The organism is Microbispora sp. NPDC088329, from assembly GCF_040685655.1.
GTDB lineage: Bacteria > Actinomycetota > Actinomycetes > Streptosporangiales > Streptosporangiaceae > Microbispora.
Genome location: NZ_JBFBIP010000003.1, coordinates 200,431 through 217,314 on the forward strand (window position 1 = coordinate 200,431; position 16,884 = coordinate 217,314).

Below are 16,884 nucleotides of genomic sequence, written 5' to 3' on the forward strand. Positions count from 1 at the left end.
CGATAGAGCGCACCTCCATGCGATCCCTACCTTTGATCTCCCGGAGGTGCCCATGATCAAGAAGATCACACCGGTCCTGGCCGCGACCGTCCTGTTCGTGCCGACCGGCGCCCACGCCCGTACGACGCCCGCCGTGATGGCGGCGCTGGGCGACTCGATCAGCGCGGGGTTCAACGCCTGTGGCTGGTACGTCGCCTGCACGTCCCGCTCGTGGTCCGCGGGCGACTTCCCCTCGGTGAACAGCCACTATCTGCGCCTGCTCGCGATGGGGAGCGAGATCAAGGGGCACAACCTGAACTTCGCCGTCCCGGGGGCGACCAGCGCCGACCTTTCCGGGCAGGCGCGGCAGGCGGCCCGGGCGGGCGCCGGGTACGTCACCGTCCTGATCGGCGCGCAGGACGCCTGCGTGGGCTCCGAGAAGGAGATGACCCCCGTGCGGACGTTCCGGCGGAACATCGACGAGGCCTTCGACGTGCTGCGGCCCACCGGCGCCCGGGTCTTCGTGGCGAGCATCCCGGACGTCAAGCGCTTGTGGCGGGTGGGCAAGGACAACGGGTGGGCGCGTCTCTTCTGGGGAGTCGGTCACATCTGCCCGTCGATGCTGGCCGCTCCGAAGTCCACCGCGAAGAAGGACGAGGCCAGGCGCGACCGGGTGCGCGAGCGGGTGATGGACTACAACGAGCAGCTCAGGCAGGCGTGCGAGACCTACGGCCCGGCGTGCCGGTACGACGGGGGAGCGGTCTTCTCCTATCCCTTCACGCTGAAGCAGGTCAGCGGGTGGGACTACTTCCACCCCAACGCCGACGGGCAGAAGGCCCTCGCGAAGATCACCTTCGACGCGAACGTCTTCTCGGACGTCGAGCCCTGATCGCCGAGCCCGATCCCCTGTCCTGACCGCTGAGTATCGCCGGGCCCTGATCCCGGCGGTTCAGTCCGCGCGGCGGAGGCGGTCGAGGGTCTGCTCCAGCTCGTCCTCCAAGACGCGGCCCGCGCCGTCGGCGTCGCCGCGTTCGACGGCGGCGACGAACGCCGCATGGGTGTCGTCTCCCGGGTTCGGGTCGCCCGCGCGCAGGCCGAGCAGATCCACCAGGGCGATCAACCCTTCCCGCAGGCGGGGGACGAACTCGGCGAACAGGTCGGTCAGCACCGGGTTGTGCGCGGCGGCGACGACGGCCGCGTGCAGGGCGATGTCGGCGTCGACGAAGGCGGTGTCGCTCTCCCGCGCGGCGGCCCGCCGCGCCTCCAGTGCCACGTGCAGCGCCGTCACGTCCTCCGGCGTACGGCGCCGCGCCGCCAGCCGGGCGGCCTGCACCTCGACCAGCATGCGCACCTCGTAGACGTCCGCCACGGCGGCCCGGCGCAGGCGGGCCGGCCAGTCCTCGGCGGGCCTGGTGGCGATGACGAACACCCCCGCGCCCTGCCGCGCCTGGACCAGCCCGGCTCCGGCCAGCGCGCGCAGGGCCTCGCGGACGGTGGAACGGCCCACTCCCAGGGTCGTGGCCAGGGTCGTCTCGCCGGGCAGCCGGGTGCCGACCGGCCACCGGCCCTCCGCGATCTGCTCACGCAGGCTCTCGACGGCCTGGTCGACGAGGGGACTGCGGTGGAGCGCGCCGAGCGCCATCGAAGCTTCACCTCTCAGGTTGTCTGATCTCAGGTTGTCTGAGGAGTAGTCGTGTGGTTAGTCTAACCGGCATGACGCCGCACGAGTCCTTCGGCCTGCTTCTCGGCCGCCGCGGCGGGGCCTGATCCGATGACCGGCACCCCGCCGCGGGGTGCCGTGCCGCCGGTCGTCCTCCGACCGAAGGATCACCATCGTGACCACCGTCTCCACTTCCTCTCCCGTGATCGGCACGCCTTTCCCCACGATCCGCACCCCGCGCGGCCCGGTGCCCGCCGGCGCTCCCGCCTGGAATCCGCAGCGGGGCAGTGCCATGCCGTACCACCGCTATCGGCCCGCGCACGAGCGGGTCGAGATCCGCGAGATCCCGCGCGCCTGGCCCGGGCACAGGATCGAGCACGCCCCGCTGTGGGTGCCCGTCGACCTGCGCGACGGCAACCAGGCGCTGGCCGAGCCCATGGACACGCCGCGCAAGCGCCGCATGTTCGACCTCCTCGTCGCGATGGGATTCAAGGAGATCGAGGTCGGCTACCCGTCGTCGAGCCGGACCGACTTCAACTTCGTCCGTCACCTGGCGGACAGCGGCGCGGTGCCGGACGACGTGACCCCCGTGGTGTTCACCGCGGCCCGCCGTGATCTCATCGAGCAGACCTTCGCCTCCATCCAGGGCATGCCGAGGGCGGTGGTGCACCTCTACACCGCGACCGCGCCGGTCTGGCGCGACGTGGTGCTCGGGCAGGACCGGGCGGGGCTCCAGGCGCTCATCCGGGAGGCCGCCGGGCACGTCGCACGGCTCGCCGACGCCATGCCGGGGACGGCGGTGCGGTTCGAGTTCTCCCCGGAGGTCTTCAACTGCACCGAGCCCGACTTCGTCCTGGAGGTCTGCAACGGCCTGACCCGGTTGTGGGACGCCTCACCCGACCGGCCGGTGATCCACAACCTGCCCGCCACCGTGGAGATCGCCACGCCGAACCTGTACGCCGACCAGATCGAGTACATGCACCGTCACCTGGAACGGCGTGACGCGGTCATCCTCTCGGTCCACCCGCACAACGACAGGGGCACCGGGGTGGCATGCGCGGAGCTCGCCGTGCTGGCCGGGGCGCAGCGCGTCGAGGGCTGCCTGTTCGGCAACGGCGAGCGCACCGGGAACGTCGACCTCGTCACCCTCGCGCTCAACCTGTACGCGCAGGGCGTCGACCCCATGGTCGACTTCTCCGACATCGACGTCATCCGGAGGACCGTCGAGGAGTGCAACCGCCTGCCGGTCCACGTACGCCATCCGTACGGAGGAGACCTGGTCTACACGGCCTTCTCCGGAACGCATCAGGACGCGATCAGCAAGGGCCTGGCCCACCACGAGCGCACGGCGGCCGAGCGGGGCGTGCCGGTGGGCGAGGCGCCCTGGTCCGTGCCGTACCTGCCGATCGACCCCGCGGACGTCGGACGCACGTACGAGGCGGTCATCCGGGTCAACAGCCAGTCGGGCAAGGGCGGCATCGCCCACCTCCTCCAGGCGCATCACGGGCTCGACCTGCCGAAGGCGCTGCGCGCCGAGTTCTCCCGCGTCGTCCAGGACGCGACCGACCGCAGCGGGCGGGAGGCCACACCGAAGGAGCTGCTGGAGCTGTTCCGCGGCGCGTACATGGCGGAGGACGGGCCGGTCACGCTGTCGTCGTGGACGGCCGGCGACGACGGCTTCCACTGCCTGGTCCGACGGGACGGGCGCGAAAGCGAGGGCGCCGGCGCGGAGCCGGTGGACGCCCTCGCCGCCGCCCTGGCCGCGGCCGGGCTCTCGGTCGAAGTGCTGGAACGCGGCGGACATCCGGCGGAGGGCGGCGCCGTCGCCTACGCCCGGTGCCGCGTCGGCGGCACACCCGCCTGGGGGGCCGGTGAGGACGCCGACGCCGTGACGGCGTTCGTCCTGGCGGTGCTCGCCGCCGTCGACCGCGCCCTGGCCGGGCAGCGGGGTGACCGCTCGCAAGGGTAGCCGGGCGCCGCGAGCGGAGGATCGTCCCCGGCGGCGTCGGCACTCGTCCGGCGCTCGCTGACTCGTCGGACACATGCTGGGACCGTCGATCCTAGGGAAACCGCTCCGTTCCTGCGCCGCTGACGGCGAAGGCATAGTCGAGGAGACCTACCCGGACGAGGGAGAGCGGTGATCAGGCGATGAAGGCGGTGCGGTTCCACGAGTACGGCGGGATCGATGTGCTGCGGGTGGAGGAGGTGGAGCGGCCGGTGCCCGGCCCCGGGCAGGTGCTGGTCGAGGTCCGCGCGGCCGGGATCCAGCCCGGCGAGGTGATGATCAGGCAGGGCGCCCGGCACCGGCGCTGGCCGGCGACGTTCCCCTCGGGGCAGGGCAGCGATCTGGCCGGAGTCGTGGTGGAGGCCGGTCCGGAGGTGCGTGGCGTCGCGGTGGGCGACGAGGTCCTCGGCTTCACCCACAACAGGGCGAGCCACGCGGAGTTCGTCGTGGTCGACGACGTGGCGCTGGTCCTGCGTCCGGAGGGGCTGTCCTGGGACGTGGCCGGGTCGTTGTACGTGGCCGGCACGACCGCGTACGCCACCGTGTTCGCGGTCGACCCCGGACCGGCGGACACGGTCGTCGTGTCCGGTGCGGCGGGCGGCGTCGGGTCCCTCGCCGTGCAGCTCGCTCGGCGGCGCGGCGCCACGGTGATCGGGCTGGCGAGTGAGCCGAACCACGCCTGGTTGCAGGATCGCGGTGTCGTCCCGGTCGAGTACGGGGAGGGCGTGGCCGAGCGGATCCGGCAGGCCTGCGGCGGGAAGGTCGACGCCTTCATCGACACGTTCGGCGACGGCTACGTGGATCTGGCGGTGGAGCTGGGCGTGCGGCCCGAGCGGATCGACACGATCCGCGACTGGCAGACGGCGGCCAGGGTCGGTGCGCGGACCTACGGAGAAGGCGCGGCGGCGTGCGCGGTCGTGCTCGGCGAGCTGGCCAGGCTCGCCGCGCGCGGGGAGCTCGAGGTGCCGATCGCCCGCGTCTACCCGCTGGAGCGGGTGCGGGACGCGTTCCGCGAGCTGGAACGAGGGCACACCCACGGCAAGATCGTGCTCCGCCCCTAGCTGGATGTACTGACCGAAACCAGACGTCTTCGCCGCGCGACCTGGTCGAACGCTGCTTCGGCACGCTCAGGCAGTGGCGTTCCGGTATGCCCGGGGCGCCGCCGTGACCGGTACCGGCTGCGCTCGCGGGCCGATCAGCCGGCCGACAGGCGTGGTCGCATTGAGGCCCCGCGAGTTGGACATCCCGCTGGTTGTGGACGAGGTGCAGACCGGATGCGGACGGACGGGGACCTGGTTCGCCTCGAGCAGTACGGCATCGAGCCCGAGGTGATCGTCGCATCCAAGGCCCTCAATGGGATCGGGCTCCCGGTGGCGATGATCCTTCATGACCGGCGGCTCGACGTCTGACACCCGGGCGTGCACATCGGCACCTTCCGGGAAAACCAGCTCGCCTTCGCCGCCGGCGCCGAGGCCGTGCACATCATCCGCCGGGACGACGTGCTCGCCAACGTGCGGCGGCGCGGCGAGCAGATCGCCGAGCGGCTCGCCCCGCTACGGGGAAATCCGTGGGTGCGGGAGGTACGGGGCCTCGGCCTGATCCGCCGCTTCGAGCGATCGTCACGACGGCAACCCCGCTTTCGCATGACCACCCAATCGTGTGTGCGGTCGTACACAGAGGGTGAGGAACGGCTGGATGGGTCCGGCACGGAGGTGCGGCGATGGCGAAGCCGATCATCCGTCCCGCGGAAGACGCGGACATGTCCACTTTGCGGCGTCGTGTTGGGGCGTACTTCGAACTCTTCGGCTTCTGGCCGGATATCCCGGAAGCGCCCGACTTCCTGGACGCCCAGCGGGCGTTCGGGAACCTGCTGGTCGGGGAGGTCAAGGGCCGGGTCGTGGGTTTCGGCGGCACCCTGCGGCGGGGGACGTTGACGCATCTTGACGATCTGTTCGTGGTGCCCGAACACCAGTCATCGGGTATGGGCCGCATGATCCTCGCCCAGTTGTTGCCGCAGGGCAGCCCGAAAATCACCTGTGCCACAGACGATGAGTGCGCGCTCGGCCTGTACGTCAGGAACGGCATGCGCCCCCGCTGCCCGCTGCTCCATCTGGAGGGTACGGGTCGGTCCGCCTGGACCGCTACGTGCCGCACCCCGATCTGGGGTAGTACCAGGGGCCTCGCCCCGACCGAGGGCACCGCGATCCGCCGCAGCCATGGCGAGGTGCGCACCGATCGGTCCGGTCCTGTGCAGGAACAGCCACAATCGCTGTCGCCGAACAGGATGTAGCACGGGCTTTCCGGATATGCCCCTGTGGGGTGTGCTCCTCGTGCCTGGCATCCGCCCCCGGAGAACCTCCGGGAGCGGTTACGCAAGGAGGAGAACGTTCAGGGCAGCAGGAAGTAGAACGGCTCGTCGGTGGCGGTGCCCTTGACGCCGGTCAGCACCACGATGGTAAAGGCGTCGAGGACGCTGACGTAGATCTCGCTTTGCCAGTCGGCCGCCTTGTTCAGCGTGGCCTGCGGTGCCGACTGCAGGGCGTTGATGTGGGGCTCCAGCTTGATGGTGTAGCGGCCGGGCTCGGTGCGCTGCACCGAGGTGATGCCTTTGGCCCGCTCGAGGGTGCCGTCCTTGGCGATCTGTGCGGCGGCCTGGGCGTACGGAGCGATGATCTTGTCGGTCATGTCGTCCTTCATGCAGGTCAAAGGCGCGCCCGTGACGGCGTGCGCGAGGGGAAAGGGACGGAAATGGTAATCAACTCTCCTATAGCTACGTTTCCTGACTGGTTTTTTCAAGGCCTTGAAAAATCGGGCCACATAGGGGTGCGATCGGAATGCGGCGGGACTGTCCCGCTAGCAAGGATCTTGCTAGCTGGTACACGTGACAGTTCTGACCGATCAGAACCAAACCCGAATACTGTTTGCTCAGCCGAAGCGGATCCTGACAGGTCAACGCCCATGACGCAGTCCCAGCGCTTTATTCGGTCCCAGCGTCGTCCCCCCGCGCCACCGCCGAAACCATTCGCGCGTGTCATGTACGAATACTTCATCGGATGCAATCGCGGGACCCGCGGCCCGGCAGCACAGCGGGAACAGCCGTAGCCTGGCCGCGCCGATTACGTAGACGTGCTCTTCGCCAGCCGCACAGTCGACATGACTGTCAGGACTGAGACCCGTGACCGACTGACGCCTCATTCCGCTTGCCGGGCCTCAGGGGCGAGTCAATCACGGAACGCACGCGCGTCGTTGTCGTAGATCGCATCCCGCCTGAGCCGCTCCCTCACCGTGAAGTACGTCGCCACGTCGTCCGGCTGGTCGACAACCGTCATGCCGTGGACCAATTCCGCCTGCACGAACGGTGAGCCGCCCTCCACATCGTTGTGAATCACGAAGGCATTCCAGCTGAGGGCCGTAACCGTTCGGTCCTGGGGGAGGAGGCCGAGCGAGACGTTCTCGAGGGTCGACAGAGATGAGATCCGGTCGAGCTGAGCTGCGAGCAGAAAGTGGTTGGGTGGCCAAGGACGGGGCGGCTGTCGCCGTTTGTCAGACAGGCTTCGGTACTGGGTTGCTCCTGGCGGACGATGGACGCCCGGCTCGCGAATCGGCCCGGGCGGGTTCTCCCGGTGGACTCTCCCACTGTGGGAGGCCCGACGCTACTTCGGCGATCAGGGATGAGGGCGGTGAGACGTTCGCCGCGTCGGCGTGAGGAGATCGAGCATGGCCATCGTGAAGGACGTCGAGGCCCGTGGAATGCACCACTGCGAGACGACGGCGCTGGGAGTGCTGTTGCGGCACGAGGGACTCGATCTGTCCGAGCCCATGCTGTTCGGGCTGGGCTCGGGCCTGTCGTTCGTCTATTGGGACAGCAAGGACATGCCGTTCCCCTTTCTCGGAGGCCGCGTCAAGCCGTTCGACCTCACCAGGAACCTGGCCGCCAGGCTGGGGCTGACGTTGACGACCGAGGAGACCACCTCACCGCGCAAGGCGTGGGAGAACGTGGCCGCCCCCGTCGACGCCGGACGGCCGGTCGGCGTCCAGCTCGACAGCTACCACCTGGACTATTTCCGCTCCAAGGTGCATTTCGGCGGTCATGTCGTCGCGATGTACGGCTACGACGAGCACGACGTCCACCTCGTGGACACCGCCCAGCAGGGGGGAGCGGTGCGCACCAGCCGGGCCGGTTTCGCCATGGCGCGGGCCGCACGCGGCCCGATGACCGCGAGGAACCGCTCCTTCACCGTCACCCTGCCGGCACGCCCGCTCGCCTGGCAGGACCAGATCATCCCCGCGGTCAAGGACTGTGCCGACGCGTTCCTCGCCGCTCCCATCGCGAATCTGGGTTACCGCGGCATCGAGAAAGCCGGCAGGCAGGTGCCCGGATGGCTGCTGCGTGCCGGCGAGCCGGAGCAGGACCTGCCGCGGGCCGCCCTCCTCATGGAGCAGGGCGGCACCGGCGGCGCCCTGTTTCGCGCCCTGTATCGCGACTTCCTCGACGAGTGCACGCGGCTGATCGACGACGACGACCTCCGCGCCGGTCACCGGCTGTACGCCGAGGCCGCCGTCCTGTGGACGCACGTGTCCGCCCTGATCGCGAAGGCGGGAGAGAGCGGCGACGCGGAATGCCTCGCGCAGGCCGAGGCCATCCTCCGCGATCTTTCGCGCATCGAGAAGGACGCCATGCAGGTGCTGCGCCGGCTGTAGTCCCGGGAAAGCCTGCCGGGCATCCGGTCCGGGAGCCCGCCGTGCCCGTGTCGCGCGGGCGCTCCCGCTACTCGTGCCCGGCGAACATGTCGAGCAGGCGACGGGGTGCGTCGTCGCCGAACATGAGCTCTTGGAGGGGGGCGGCGTCTGCGGCTTCCGCCGCGCTGCGGGGGAACAGGCCCGCTCGTATTCGACGAGCGCGGCCTCGACGTCGCCGGGATGCGCGGCGATGGCCTTGCCGAGCTCGGCGCCGTCGTACATGGCCAGGTTGGCGCCTTCGCCGGACGGGGGCATGAGGTGGGCGGCGTCGCCGAGCAGGGTCACCCCCGGAACGCGATCCCACCGGTGTCCGCTGGGCAGGGTGTTGATGAAGCGCAGGACAGGCGCGGTGTCACTGTCGAGAGTGTGCGCATGGCAACCAGGGCACGTGGTCCGGAGCGACGGCAGGAACCGCTCTCGCGGGAGCGCATCGTCGGCGCCGCCGTCGAGCTGCTCGACACGGTGGGCGAGGGTGGTCTCACGTTCCGCGCGCTGGCCGAGCGCCTCGCGACCGGCCCCGGGGCGATCTACTGGCACGTCACGGGCAAGACCGAACTCCTCGCCGCCGCCGGCCAGAACGCCGCGAACGCCGCGAGCACCGCGAGTGCCGGCGCTGAGCGGCCCGGCGTGGACCGTGCCGTGCTCCTCGACGCCGTGTCGGCGGCATGGAAGGAGCTCGACCCCGGCGACTACCCGTTCACGCGGGCGGTCGCGGACCAGGTGCGCGGGCACGACGACCGCGAGCAGTTCCTCGACGGGATCGCGCTCATCCTGGCCGGCATCGCTGTCAGCCACTCGCTCACCACGTAGCCGTCCCCTGGCACCGGGGGCGGTCCGGGCGAGATCCCGCGCGAACCGCACGGTGTCGGACGGGCCTACCGCACTACCCTTCGCGGGAGCGGTGGGCGCGGACCTTGTGGCGGTTGCCGCACCGCTCCATGGAGCACCAGCGCCTGCTGCCCGGGCGTGAGGTGTCGACGAAGACGAGGGCGCAGTTGTCTCCCGCGCACTCCCGCACACGGTCCGCGTACGGGCCGGTGAACAACTCGATCGCGTCCCTCGCGACGGTAGCGACCACCTGGGCGCCGGTCGCCGGGACGGCCCAGGATCTCAGGCCGCCGGCCGTCATCACGGGCGTCAGCGGCGGCCCCGAGGCCGCGTGGTTGACCGCGTCCACGTCCGCCTGCCGCGGCGTGCGTCCGCTGACGTGGTCGCCGGCCAGTCCCCACAGAGCGGTGCGCAGGGTTTTCGCACGGATGAGGTCGCCGGCCGTCGTGTCCAGCCGCTCCAGGCCGAGCCGGGACACGCCGGCCCACCGCGCCAGGTCGTCCGGCTCGTGCAGCGTCTCGTAGTGGGCGTACACCCCCACGCCGCCGCTCACCAGGAACTCCAGGCAGAGCGCACCCGGATCGAAGCGGAAGGAGACCCCGTCACGCGGGTGTAGCGTCAGGCTCATGTAACCACTATAAAGGGTTACATGACTCTCGAATGGAAGCTCGTCATCGATGCCGCCGACCCGCACGCGCAGGCCGCGTTCTGGGCGGAGGCTCTGGGATACGAAGTGGAGGACAACAGCGCGGTGGTCGGCCGGCTCCTCGCCGCCGGCGTCGTGGGGGAGGAGGCGGTGACCCCCGACCACGCGGCCTTCCGGACGCTGCGGGCGGTACGACACCCGGACGATCCGGTCGATCCGGACAGCGGCACCGGCCTCGGCCGCCGGATCCTCTTCCAGGCGGTGCCCGAGCCGAAGGCCGGCAAGAACCGCCTGCACATCGATCTGCACGCGGGCCCCGAGCGCAGGGACGCCGAGGTGCATCGGCTCAAGGCGCTCGGCGCGACCGTGCTGCGGACCGTGCGGGAGCCGGGGACCCACCACGTCACCATGGCCGACCCCGAGGGCAACGAGTTCGACGTGCAGTAGGTGCTCTACAGCCAGCCGTTGTGGCGGGCCAGGCGCGCGGCCTCGATCCGGTTCCTGGTGCCGGTCTTGCCGATGGCCGACGACAGGTAGTTGCGCACCGTGCTCTCCGACAGGTGTAGGCGGGCGGCGATGTCGGAGATCGTCGAGCCGTCGGCCGCCGCGCCGAGGACGTCCCGCTCCCGGTCGGTCAGCGGGCTCGGGCCGGTGCCGAGCGCGGCCGCCGCGAGAGCGGGGTCGATGACCCGCTCGCCGCGCAGCACGCGGCGGACGGCGCCCGCGAGATCCTCGACCGGTCCGTCCTTGACCAGGAACCCGCGCGCCCCGGCTTCCATGGCGCGCCGCAGGTAGCCGGGCCGGCCGAACGTCGTGAGGATGAGCACGGCGCAGTCGGGCAGCCGCTCGCGCAGGTCGGCGGCGGTCTCCAGCCCGCCGCGGCCCGGCATCTCGATGTCGAGCAGGGCCACGTCGGGCCGGGTGCGCAGCGCGGTGTCCACCACCTCGTCGCCGTGGCCGACCTGGGCGACGACCTCGATGTCCTCCTCCAGGCCGAGGAGCAGGGCCAGCGCACCGCGCATCATGCCCTGGTCCTCGGCCAGCAGCACCCTGATCACTCGTCGTTCTCCTTCGCGTACGGGACGGCCACCCGGAGCAGGAAGCCTCCCTCCTGCGGCGCCATGGTCTCCACGGTGCCGCCGGCGGCCCTCACCCGCTCGCGCAGGCCGATCAGCCCGTTGCCGTGCCCCTGGGCCTTCTTCGGCGGGCCGTCGTCGCGGATCTCCAGCACCAGGAGCCCGGCGTCGTCGCGCAGGCCGATCGCGCAGCTCGTCGCGCGGCTGTGCCGCACGACGTTGGTCACGCCTTCGCGCACGGCCCAGCCGAGCAGGGCGTCGGCCTCGGGACCGGGCCGTACGGAGGAGGTGCGGACGGTCGCCTCGATGCCGGCGTCCGCGAGCGCGGCACGGGCGGAGTCGAGTTCGGCCGTGAGCCCCCTGCCCCGGTAGCCCGTGACGGCGGCCCGCACCTCGGTCAGCGCCTGCCGCCCGATCTGCTCGATGTCGGCCGCCTGCCCGGCCGCCGCGTCCGCGTCCACCCGCGACAGCCGGCGTACGGCCTCGGCCTTCACGACCATGATCGAGAGGGTGTGTCCGAGCAGGTCGTGCAGGTCGCGGGAGAAACGCAGCCGCTCCTCGGTCACCGCGGCCAGGGCCAGCTCCTCGCGGGTGGCCTTGAGCTCGTGGATGGCCTCCCACAGCCGGATGATGATCGCCGGAATGAGACCCGCGGTGAACGTGCCCCACATCATGGAGAGGACGCCGGTGAGGGATGCGTCGGCCACCACGGCCACGGCCAGCGCGGCGCCGCACTCCGCGAACAGCACCACCGGCAGGATCTTGCCGCGCACGGTGACCCCGGTGGCGACGGCCAGCATCATGATCAGGTAAAGCCAGTTGTGCCGGAACCCGGCGGCCGACGCCACGACCACCACCGCGAGCAGCCCCAGCGTCGGCAGGGCGCGCCGCCGGTCGGCGAAGGCGAAGTGCGTGGTGACCACGTAGAGCCCGGCGGTGGCCAGCGCGGCCGGCCAGGCCAGCCAGAGGGGATGGGACCGGCCGTGCGCGATGTCCCACACGGGCGCCGCCGTCACGGCCACCCACATGTACATGCCCTTGGCGTCGGGGCCGCGCTCGCCCTCGCGCAGCGGGTCGAGCCAGGTGTCGCGTTCTGTCGTCATCGGGAACGTCACATTAGCGGTCAGGCCCGGCGTCCGGCACGGCGGTAGCCGTGCACGGCGTAGACGCCGAAGACGAGCAGCCAGGCCGACAGGAGGGCGACCTGACGGAGGGTGGGGGCGTCGCCGAAGGCGATCCGCCAGGACAGGCCCGCGTAGCTGTTCGACGGGGTCCACTCGGCGATCGCCCGCAGCCAGGACGGGAAGTTCTCGACCGGCACCCACAGGCCGCCGAGGATGGCCAGAGTCAGCATGGTCGCGATGTTGGCCATCGCCGCCGACTGGCCCGAAAGGCGGTAGCCGTTGCCGAGGCCGAGCAGGGAGAAGGGCACGGTGCCCGCCCACAGGAGCGCCACGATCGCCAGCCACCGCTGCGGGGGGAGCGTGACGTGGTTGACCAGCACGCCGGCCAGCAGCACGGCCGCGATGCTCGGCACGACGGCGACCACTCCGGTGACAACCTTCCCGGCCACCACCTGGGCCGGGGTCAGCGGGGTGAGCCGCAACTGGCGCAGCCACCCCGCCGCGCGGTCCTCGGCGATGCCGCTGCCGTTGTTGAACGCGCCGCCGAGCGCGCCGTACGCCGCCATGCTGACCATCGTGTAGATCGCGGCGTCATGCCGGTTTCCGGGGGCCAGGCCGAGGTTGGTGAAGACGAGGTACATGACGACCGGCATCACGATCCCGAAGATCACGTAGCCGCCGTCGCGCATGGACCTGGTCAATTCGAGCCGTACGTATCCCCACATCACGCGTTCTCCTTCGCCGTGAGGGCCACGAAGGCGTCCTCCAGATCGGCCGGGACGACCTCCAGGTCGCGGACGGCGCCCGCGCGGGCCAGGGCCATGACGGTGGCGTCGGAGTCGCCGCTGCGCAGGTGGACCCGGCCGCCCCTGATCTCCATGTGGCGCACGCCAGGCAGGGTCGAGAGCCAGGCCGACTCGCCGTCGGCGGTCACGCTCACCGTGGTCAGCGCGGCCGCCCGCTTGATCTCCGCGCTGGTGCCGTCGGCGATCACCCGGCCGTGGCCTAGCACGACGACGCGGTCGGCGTGCTCGTCGGCCTCGTCCAGATAGTGGGTGCTGAACAGGATGGTCTTGCCCTGGCTGGCCAGCCCGCGCATGCCGTCCCAGAACTCGCGCCGGGCCTCCACGTCGAGCGCGGCGGTGGGCTCGTCGAGGACGATCAGATCGGGGTCGCCGCACACCGCCATCGCGAACCGCACGCGCTGCGCCTGGCCGCCGGACAACCGGTCCACCCGGCGGTCGCGCAGATCGTCGATCCGGGCGAGCGTGAGCACCCGGTCGAGGGGGAGGGGAGCGGTGTAGGTCCCGGACACGAAGGTCAGCAACTCGCGGACCGTGACCCGGGGGATCAGCCCGCCTTCCTGCGGCATCGCGCCCACCAGGCCCTGCCGCACGGCCTGCTCGGGGTCGAGCCCGAACAGCGTGGCCCGCCCGGAGTCGGGCGGCAGCAGTCCGAGCAGCAGCGCGATGATGGTCGACTTGCCCGCGCCGTTGGGGCCGAGGAGGGCCACCGTCTGGCCACGGGGGATGGCGAGCGTGAGCCCGTCCACGGCCCGTACGGGGCCGAAGCGCTTGGTCGCCGAGGTCAGGGACACGGCGTCGGCGGTTTTCGTGGTCATGAGGACGACGGTAGGCGGGCGCCGTCTGCCCAGGTAGAGAGATCGATACGGCCCCGGGCAGGACAAATGTCCCACCCAGGGAATCTACAATGTAAAGGCGCCGGCTTGTTACGCCATCTCGGCAAGAAGCAGAGCCAGATCACCGGCGCGAGAGAGCATCGGCCAGTGACCGGTGGGCAGCTCACGCAACTCCCACTCCGGCCCGCCCAGCGGCGCGAACGCCGGGTGCCCGGCCGCAATCAGCTCGTTGACCTGCGTGAGCGGGAACGAGCAGCTGACGAGCGTTTTCGGCAGCGCGGCGAACGCGGCGGCGTCCTCGCCCAGGGCGAGGGGCCGAGTGATCGTGCCGACCGGCTGGCCGGTGGCGCGGGTGGCCATCAGCGCACGCTCCCGCTCGCCCAGCCCCTCCAGGCTCGCGCCCGACTCCTGCAGTTCGTCGAAGGAGGGCATGGGGTAGCGCCAGCCGTCCTCGACGCGCTTTTCGACGAACTCCCGCCCGGTCAGGTCGATCTGGGCCATCCCGTCCGGCACCGGCCCGCTCTCGGCGTACACGACCCGGCTCACCCGGCCGGCCGCGCGTGCGGCGGCTCCGGTGACGGCGGCGGCGCTCCCGCTGTGACCGACGAGCACGACGTCGCGCAGGTCCTCGGCCTCCAAGAGGCCGGTGATGTCGCGGATGTGGGTGTCGAGATCGAGATCGGGGGAGGCGAGGTGGGCGCGGTCGGCGAGGCCGGTGAGGGTCAGGGGGTGGACCTCGTGCCCCATGCCCCGGAGGGCGGCGGTCACGTCCCGCCACGCCCACGCGCCGAGCCAGAAACCAGGGACCAGTACGTATGTCGTCATGCGTCGACGCTAGAGCCGAATCAGGGCAGAATCGGTCCTGATATGTCGACCAATCGCGTCCTCGCCTTCCTGGAACTGCTGCAGGCCCGGCCCGGACTCACCGGGCCCGAGCTCGCCGAGCGCCTGGAGGTCGACGTGCGGAGCGTGCGCCGCTACGTGCGCAGGCTGGAGGACCTCGGCATTCCGGTGGAGGCCGAGCGGGGACGCTACGGCGGCTACCGGCTGATGCCGGGATACCGGCTGCCGCCGCTCATGCTGACCGACGACGAGGCCGCCGCCGTGGTGCTCGGCCTGCTCGCGGGGCGCCGCGCGGGCCTCACGGTGGGCGAGGGGGCGGCCGAGAGTGCGCTCGCGAAGATCCGGCGCGTGCTGCCCGCCGCCCTGCGCGAACGGGTCGGCGCCGTCGAGGACATGGTCGGCCTGACCTCCCGCTCGGCCGCGACCTCCCGCCCGAGCGGCGCCACGCTGCTGACGCTGGCCGACGCGGCCCGCCGCGGCCGCCGCGTACGGCTGGTCTACCGCTCGTACGCGGGGGAGGACAGCGAGCGCACGGTCGATCCGTACGGGCTGGTGTTCCACTCGGGCCGGTGGTACCTGACCGGCCACGATCACCGGCGCGGGGAGGTGCGCACGTTCCGTGTCGACCGGATCGGCCGGGTGGCGCCCACGGAGGAGGAGTTCACGCAACCGGCGGAGTTCGACGCGGTCGCCCACGTGACGAGCTCGCTGGCCTCCGTGCCGTACCGGTACGAGGTCGAGGTGGTGCTGGAGACGACGCCGGAGGAGGCGCGGCGCCGCGTTCCGCCGACGGTCGCGACCCTCACGCCCGTGGAGGGCGGCGTCCGGATGACCGGCCGTGCCGAACGCCTGGACGGCATGGCGCGGGTGCTGGCCGGCCTCGGCGTGCCGTTCACCGTGGTCGGCCCGCCCGAGCTGCGCGAGGAGGTCCGCGTGCTCGCCCGTGGCCTGGAGGAGTGGGCCGGCCGGGCTCCGAGGGGCTGACGTAGCGGGCGTACGAAGAGTCCCGTCAGGGAGGGCCGGGTGGTGTGGTGCAGCGGGACCGGTCGTTCCCGAGCTGCTGGGGGGCGAATGCCGGGGCGCCCGGATGGACGAGCTGGGATCGACGGATCTGTCAGGTGCTGCCGAACCGGGAGGCGAACCGTGCGGTGAACAGGTCGGCGCCCTTGCGTTGGTAGACCGTCTCGGCCGTGGCCGCGGCGACACCGTCCGGTGTGGGGAGCTGGCCGATGCCCGCGCGCGTTCCCAGCGGAAGCAGGATTCTCCGTTCGGATGCCGGGGTGTGAACGGCGTCCGGCTGGTCGCCGGCCAGCTGCGCTTTGAGGTTCCGCACCACGATGTCGGCATGGGTCATCGCGTAGGAGGCCATCTTGGGGTCGGGTAGAGCGACGATGTCCCCGATCGCGTAGATGTGTTCGTAGCCCTGGACGTTCAGTCGCTCGGTGACCGGGATTGTTTTCTGCCCGGTCAGCGGCGAGAGGCATCCGTCGGCCAGGTAGCCGGTGTTGATCTCGACTCCGAAGGCTTGGAACCAGATGTCTGCCACGATCTGTTCGCCCTTGTCGGTAGTGACCGCGAAACGGCCGGCCCGACCGGCCGCGACCGCCGGCAACGCGGTCAGACCGGTACCCGTCCGCACGTCGATACCGAGCTCGTCCAGCTGGTGGCGTAGCGCGTTCCGCACCTCGGGAAGGAAGCCGGGGAGCAATTGATCGGCCCTGTCGAGGACGACCACATGCTTGTCCGGCCAGACGTCCTTGATCTCCCCGGCGAGCTCCAGACCGACCGGGCCGGCGCCGAGGATCAGCACGCGGCCGGTGCCGGCCAACTCCTCGTGGGTCTCGCGCAGATCGTTCAGCTGCTGGGCGATGCTCGTCGACGCATGGCGCGGTTTGGCCGGATATGTGTAGCTGGAACCGGTGGCCAGAACCAGATAATCGGCCTCGACTCGCTCGCCGGAAGCGAGCGTGACGCCCTTCGGGTCCACCGAGACGGCCCTGTCGCGGATCACCCGCCCCCGTTGGAGCAGCGTCGCGAACGAGAAGAACGCGTTGTGCGCCCAGTCCGGGCGAGTCAGTGCCCGCAGCGACGCGGCCGCGTTGACGAAGGCCTCCCGGGGGTCGATGAGCGTGACGTCGGCCTCGGAGTCCAGCTCCCTGGCGACCAGCGACCCTCCATACCCTCCCCCGACGACCACCACTGTGTGATTCATTCTCGCTCCTCAGCGCATTGCCGCCGCTGGGTGGCGATGCGCGGCGTACCATGACGGAAGGCCGCGCAGGGCACCACCCGAAGTTGACGTGACAACTTTAAGCTCGAGGAAGTTGTCACGTCAACTTCGGAT

Annotated in this window: 19 protein-coding genes and 2 pseudogenes; 10 read left to right on the plus strand and 11 right to left on the minus strand. The window is 71.0% G+C overall.

All coding sequences use genetic code 11. The features are described from left to right. Positions 1-52 precede the first annotated feature (52 nt). Positions 53-868 (plus strand): SGNH/GDSL hydrolase family protein, encoded by an 816-nt coding sequence (locus AB0O28_RS08155; protein WP_363637619.1) that lies wholly within the window; start codon positions 53-55, stop codon positions 866-868. Between the two features lie 60 nt (positions 869-928). Here AB0O28_RS08155 and AB0O28_RS08160 read toward each other — a convergent pair whose 3' ends face one another. After that, positions 929-1,621, minus strand: a complete 693-nt coding sequence (locus tag AB0O28_RS08160; RefSeq protein WP_363637621.1) for an FCD domain-containing protein — start codon at positions 1,619-1,621, stop codon at positions 929-931. A 193-nt stretch (positions 1,622-1,814) separates the two neighbouring features. Between AB0O28_RS08160 and AB0O28_RS08165 the strand changes: the two genes are divergently transcribed. The 5 genes and pseudogenes from AB0O28_RS08165 (at position 1,815) to AB0O28_RS08185 (ending at position 5,934) form a co-directional block, all read left to right on the plus strand. Then, positions 1,815-3,608 carry a 2-isopropylmalate synthase gene (locus tag AB0O28_RS08165; protein ID WP_363637623.1) on the plus strand — a complete coding sequence of 598 codons (1,794 nt, stop codon included), beginning with the start codon at positions 1,815-1,817 and terminating at the stop codon, positions 3,606-3,608. A 179-nt stretch (positions 3,609-3,787) separates the two neighbouring features. Continuing rightward, positions 3,788-4,705: an NADP-dependent oxidoreductase gene (locus AB0O28_RS08170; protein ID WP_363637625.1), complete on the plus strand. Its 918-nt coding sequence runs from the start codon at positions 3,788-3,790 to the stop codon at positions 4,703-4,705. Positions 4,706-4,918: 213 nt separating this feature from the next. Then, the gene (locus AB0O28_RS08175; protein ID WP_363637627.1) at positions 4,919-5,053 is read left to right on the plus strand and encodes a hypothetical protein; all 135 of its coding nucleotides are present in this window, start codon (positions 4,919-4,921) and stop codon (positions 5,051-5,053) included. 9 nt (positions 5,054-5,062) lie between these two features. After that, a pseudogene (locus AB0O28_RS08180) lies at positions 5,063-5,215 on the plus strand (diaminobutyrate--2-oxoglutarate transaminase); the annotation flags it as partial. A 149-nt stretch (positions 5,216-5,364) separates the two neighbouring features. Further along, complete coding sequence (locus AB0O28_RS08185; protein ID WP_363637629.1) at positions 5,365-5,934, plus strand: GNAT family N-acetyltransferase; 570 nt, start codon at positions 5,365-5,367, stop codon at positions 5,932-5,934. 98 nt (positions 5,935-6,032) lie between these two features. Here AB0O28_RS08185 and AB0O28_RS08190 read toward each other — a convergent pair whose 3' ends face one another. Next, positions 6,033-6,329: a hypothetical protein gene (locus AB0O28_RS08190; RefSeq protein WP_363637631.1), complete on the minus strand. Its 297-nt coding sequence runs from the start codon at positions 6,327-6,329 to the stop codon at positions 6,033-6,035. Between the two features lie 536 nt (positions 6,330-6,865). Next, the gene (locus AB0O28_RS08195) at positions 6,866-7,246 is read right to left on the minus strand and encodes a Scr1 family TA system antitoxin-like transcriptional regulator (protein WP_363638380.1); all 381 of its coding nucleotides are present in this window, start codon (positions 7,244-7,246) and stop codon (positions 6,866-6,868) included. A 115-nt stretch (positions 7,247-7,361) separates the two neighbouring features. Between AB0O28_RS08195 and AB0O28_RS08200 the strand changes: the two genes are divergently transcribed. Beyond that, positions 7,362-8,345: a BtrH N-terminal domain-containing protein gene (locus AB0O28_RS08200; protein WP_363637633.1), complete on the plus strand. Its 984-nt coding sequence runs from the start codon at positions 7,362-7,364 to the stop codon at positions 8,343-8,345. A 216-nt stretch (positions 8,346-8,561) separates the two neighbouring features. Here AB0O28_RS08200 and AB0O28_RS08205 read toward each other — a convergent pair. Then, positions 8,562-8,639 (minus strand): annotated as a pseudogene (locus AB0O28_RS08205) (hypothetical protein); the annotation flags it as partial. A gap of 117 nt (positions 8,640-8,756) precedes the next feature. On the opposite strand from AB0O28_RS08205, the gene AB0O28_RS08210 reads away from it, so the two are divergent. Further along, a complete protein-coding gene (locus AB0O28_RS08210; protein ID WP_363637635.1) occupies positions 8,757-9,194 on the plus strand; it encodes a TetR family transcriptional regulator in 438 nt (145 codons plus the stop codon). Positions 9,195-9,267: 73 nt separating this feature from the next. Here AB0O28_RS08210 and AB0O28_RS08215 read toward each other — a convergent pair whose 3' ends face one another. Beyond that, on the minus strand, positions 9,268-9,840 hold the full coding sequence (locus AB0O28_RS08215) for an ABATE domain-containing protein (RefSeq protein ID WP_363637637.1): 573 nt from the start codon (positions 9,838-9,840) through the stop codon (positions 9,268-9,270). Positions 9,841-9,861: 21 nt separating this feature from the next. Here AB0O28_RS08215 and AB0O28_RS08220 point away from each other — a divergent pair, with 21 nt between their 5' ends. Then, on the plus strand, positions 9,862-10,305 hold the full coding sequence (locus tag AB0O28_RS08220; protein ID WP_363637639.1) for a VOC family protein: 444 nt from the start codon (positions 9,862-9,864) through the stop codon (positions 10,303-10,305). Between the two features lie 5 nt (positions 10,306-10,310). Here the strand turns inward: AB0O28_RS08220 and AB0O28_RS08225 are convergent, their stop codons facing one another. The 5 genes from AB0O28_RS08225 to AB0O28_RS08245 form a co-directional block, all read right to left on the minus strand. Beyond that, on the minus strand, positions 10,311-10,916 hold the full coding sequence (locus AB0O28_RS08225; RefSeq protein WP_363637641.1) for a response regulator transcription factor: 606 nt from the start codon (positions 10,914-10,916) through the stop codon (positions 10,311-10,313). Beyond that, on the minus strand, positions 10,913-12,037 hold the full coding sequence (locus AB0O28_RS08230; RefSeq protein WP_363637643.1) for a histidine kinase: 1,125 nt from the start codon (positions 12,035-12,037) through the stop codon (positions 10,913-10,915). Before AB0O28_RS08230 ends, AB0O28_RS08225 begins: the two co-directional genes overlap by 4 nt. Positions 12,038-12,057: 20 nt before the next feature. Next, positions 12,058-12,783, minus strand: a complete 726-nt coding sequence (locus tag AB0O28_RS08235) for an ABC transporter permease (protein ID WP_363638382.1) — start codon at positions 12,781-12,783, stop codon at positions 12,058-12,060. Then, a complete protein-coding gene (locus AB0O28_RS08240; protein ID WP_363637645.1) occupies positions 12,783-13,679 on the minus strand; it encodes an ABC transporter ATP-binding protein in 897 nt (298 codons plus the stop codon). The genes AB0O28_RS08235 and AB0O28_RS08240 overlap by 1 nt, the downstream gene beginning before the upstream one ends. A 108-nt stretch (positions 13,680-13,787) precedes the next feature. Beyond that, the gene (locus AB0O28_RS08245; protein ID WP_363637647.1) at positions 13,788-14,522 is read right to left on the minus strand and encodes an alpha/beta fold hydrolase; all 735 of its coding nucleotides are present in this window, start codon (positions 14,520-14,522) and stop codon (positions 13,788-13,790) included. A 42-nt stretch (positions 14,523-14,564) separates the two neighbouring features. On the opposite strand from AB0O28_RS08245, the gene AB0O28_RS08250 reads away from it, so the two are divergent. Further along, complete coding sequence (locus tag AB0O28_RS08250) at positions 14,565-15,524, plus strand: YafY family protein (RefSeq protein WP_363637649.1); 960 nt, start codon at positions 14,565-14,567, stop codon at positions 15,522-15,524. Between the two features lie 130 nt (positions 15,525-15,654). Here AB0O28_RS08250 and AB0O28_RS08255 read toward each other — a convergent pair whose 3' ends face one another. Next, positions 15,655-16,752 (minus strand): FAD-dependent oxidoreductase, encoded by a 1,098-nt coding sequence (locus AB0O28_RS08255; RefSeq protein ID WP_363637651.1) that lies wholly within the window; start codon positions 16,750-16,752, stop codon positions 15,655-15,657. Positions 16,753-16,884: the final 132 nt, after the last annotated feature.

Excerpts from the sequence above, each read along its gene's own strand:
- AB0O28_RS08155 (WP_363637619.1), top strand. The coding sequence starts at position 53 with ATGATCAAGAAGATCACACCGGTCCTGGCCGCGACCGTCCTGTTCGTG.
- AB0O28_RS08160 (WP_363637621.1), bottom strand. The coding sequence starts at position 1,621 with ATGGCGCTCGGCGCGCTCCACCGCAGTCCCCTCGTCGACCAGGCCGTC.
- AB0O28_RS08170 (WP_363637625.1), top strand. The coding sequence starts at position 3,788 with ATGAAGGCGGTGCGGTTCCACGAGTACGGCGGGATCGATGTGCTGCGG.
- AB0O28_RS08175 (WP_363637627.1), top strand. The coding sequence starts at position 4,919 with ATGCGGACGGACGGGGACCTGGTTCGCCTCGAGCAGTACGGCATCGAG.
- AB0O28_RS08185 (WP_363637629.1), top strand. The coding sequence starts at position 5,365 with ATGGCGAAGCCGATCATCCGTCCCGCGGAAGACGCGGACATGTCCACT.
- AB0O28_RS08190 (WP_363637631.1), bottom strand. The coding sequence starts at position 6,329 with ATGACCGACAAGATCATCGCTCCGTACGCCCAGGCCGCCGCACAGATC.
- AB0O28_RS08200 (WP_363637633.1), top strand. The coding sequence starts at position 7,362 with ATGGCCATCGTGAAGGACGTCGAGGCCCGTGGAATGCACCACTGCGAG.
- AB0O28_RS08210 (WP_363637635.1), top strand. The coding sequence starts at position 8,757 with ATGGCAACCAGGGCACGTGGTCCGGAGCGACGGCAGGAACCGCTCTCG.
- AB0O28_RS08215 (WP_363637637.1), bottom strand. The coding sequence starts at position 9,840 with ATGAGCCTGACGCTACACCCGCGTGACGGGGTCTCCTTCCGCTTCGAT.
- AB0O28_RS08220 (WP_363637639.1), top strand. The coding sequence starts at position 9,862 with ATGACTCTCGAATGGAAGCTCGTCATCGATGCCGCCGACCCGCACGCG.
- AB0O28_RS08230 (WP_363637643.1), bottom strand. The coding sequence starts at position 12,037 with ATGACGACAGAACGCGACACCTGGCTCGACCCGCTGCGCGAGGGCGAG.
- AB0O28_RS08235 (WP_363638382.1), bottom strand. The coding sequence starts at position 12,783 with ATGTGGGGATACGTACGGCTCGAATTGACCAGGTCCATGCGCGACGGC.
- AB0O28_RS08240 (WP_363637645.1), bottom strand. The coding sequence starts at position 13,679 with ATGACCACGAAAACCGCCGACGCCGTGTCCCTGACCTCGGCGACCAAG.
- AB0O28_RS08245 (WP_363637647.1), bottom strand. The coding sequence starts at position 14,522 with ATGACGACATACGTACTGGTCCCTGGTTTCTGGCTCGGCGCGTGGGCG.
- AB0O28_RS08250 (WP_363637649.1), top strand. The coding sequence starts at position 14,565 with ATGTCGACCAATCGCGTCCTCGCCTTCCTGGAACTGCTGCAGGCCCGG.
- AB0O28_RS08255 (WP_363637651.1), bottom strand. The coding sequence starts at position 16,752 with ATGAATCACACAGTGGTGGTCGTCGGGGGAGGGTATGGAGGGTCGCTG.